Origin of the sequence: Allofournierella massiliensis, from assembly GCF_004345265.1 — a bacterium.
Taxonomy (GTDB): Bacteria; Bacillota; Clostridia; order Oscillospirales; family Ruminococcaceae; genus Allofournierella; species Allofournierella massiliensis.
This window is the reverse complement of sequence record NZ_SLUM01000070.1, coordinates 1-1619: the sequence shown is the minus strand read 5'-3', so window position 1 is coordinate 1619 and position 1619 is coordinate 1. Positions and strand designations below refer to the sequence as shown.

Sequence of the window (1619 nt, the reverse complement as noted above, 5' to 3'; positions counted from 1 at the left end):
CCTCCTATTACAATATATTTACGGTTTAAGGCACGGCAGCCAGCCGTGTCTTTTCCGTATCGTTGCCTAAGCTGTTAGAATGAGAGTGTCTTGGCCTGATGCAATCCTCCAAGGATCATCGCGTCCGTAACGAAGTCCGTCAGCCAGCCTCTCGTTCGCAGCGTTCGATTTATGCAGGTTGAGCCGCCACACCGGTGCGCCCGTGTCATCAAATAGATTGGATCGGCAATGATGAAATGGTTGGTCGCCAAAGACAAATCCATGATGAGGAGCGTTGTACATGAGCAATGTGGCAGGGATTGATATTTCCAAGGGAAAGAGCACGGTGTCTGTTCTCCGTCCCTTTGGGGAAGTGGTGGCAAAGCCGTTTTCTGTTGGTCACACCGGCAGTGAACTCAAAGAGCTGGCAGACTACTTGAAAAGCTTGGATGGTGAGACACGGGTGGTCATGGAGCACACCGGGCGGTACTATGAGCCGGTGGCCCGCTTTCTCCACGATCAGGGCATCTTTGTCAGCGCGGTCAATCCAAAGCTCATCAAGGACTACGGGAACAACACCCTGCGCAAAGTGAAAACAGACAAGGCGGATGCCAGGAAGATTGCCCGCTATGGGCTTGACAACTGGGTGGAATTGCGCCAACATACTCCTATGGACACGATTCGAATGCAACTGAAAACGCTGAACCGGCAGCAGGGGCTGTACTCCAAGACCAAGACGATGATGAAAAACAATCTCATTGCGCTCCTGGACCAGACCTATCCCGGTGTCAATGCCCTGTTTGACAGTCCCGTCCGAGAGGACGGCAGTCAGAAATGGGTGGACTTTGCCACGGCCTTTTGGCATGTGGACTGCGTTCGGAATATGAGCCTTACTGCCTTTACCGAGCGCTACCGCAAGTGGTGCAAGCGCCATGGTTACAACTTCAGCCAGAGCCGAGCCGTTGAGATCCATGCTGGAGCACAAGATCTGATTGCCATGCTCCCCAAAGATGCCCTGACCAAAACGATGATCCGGCAGGCTATTGATGCGCTGAACGCCGTCTCTGCGTCTCTGGAACGGCTCAAGGCCGAAATGCGTACCTTGGCAGCCCAGCTCCCAGAATATCCCGTAGTCATGGCTATGCATGGTGTTGGAGATTCTCTTGGCCCGCAGCTTATGGCGGAACTTGGTGATGTAACTCGGTTCACCCACAGAAACGCCATTACGGCTTTTGCGGGGGTTGACCCTGGAGCTGACCAGTCCGGCACCCATGAGGCAAAGAGTACAAGAGCCTCCAAAAGCGGTCCGCCAGAACTGCGCAAAGCACTCTTCCTGGTCATGGACTGCCTGTTAAAAACTATGCCTGCGGACGACCCGGTGTACTGCTTTATGGACAAGAAGCGAGCCGAGGGCAAACCTTATCTGGTTTACATGACAGCCGGCGCCAACAAGTTCCTACGCATCTACTATGGCCGTGTAAAGGAGTATCTGGCTTTACGGGAAAATGCTGATTAACCACTTCCATACTCTTTCAATTTGACCGGCGCTTGCGCGGCGGTCTTTTTGTTTTGCTCTCTTTCGCCTCCTACTAAGGTTGCAAACTTTCCTCAATTCCCTGTTGACTTTTTATTTGCAGACT

1 protein-coding gene is annotated in these 1619 nt (G+C 52.7%); it reads left to right on the top strand.

The window, feature by feature from the left end; genetic code table 11:
* Positions 1-280 precede the first annotated feature (280 nt).
* On the top strand, positions 281-1495 hold the full coding sequence (locus EDD77_RS17850) for an IS110 family RNA-guided transposase (protein ID WP_058963745.1): 1215 nt from the start codon (positions 281-283) through the stop codon (positions 1493-1495).
* Positions 1496-1619 lie beyond the last annotated feature (124 nt).

What these genes read in the sequence shown, in the direction of transcription:
- EDD77_RS17850 (WP_058963745.1), top strand. Translation starts at nt 281, where the DNA reads ATGAGCAATGTGGCAGGGATTGATATTTCCAAGGGAAAGAGCACGGTG.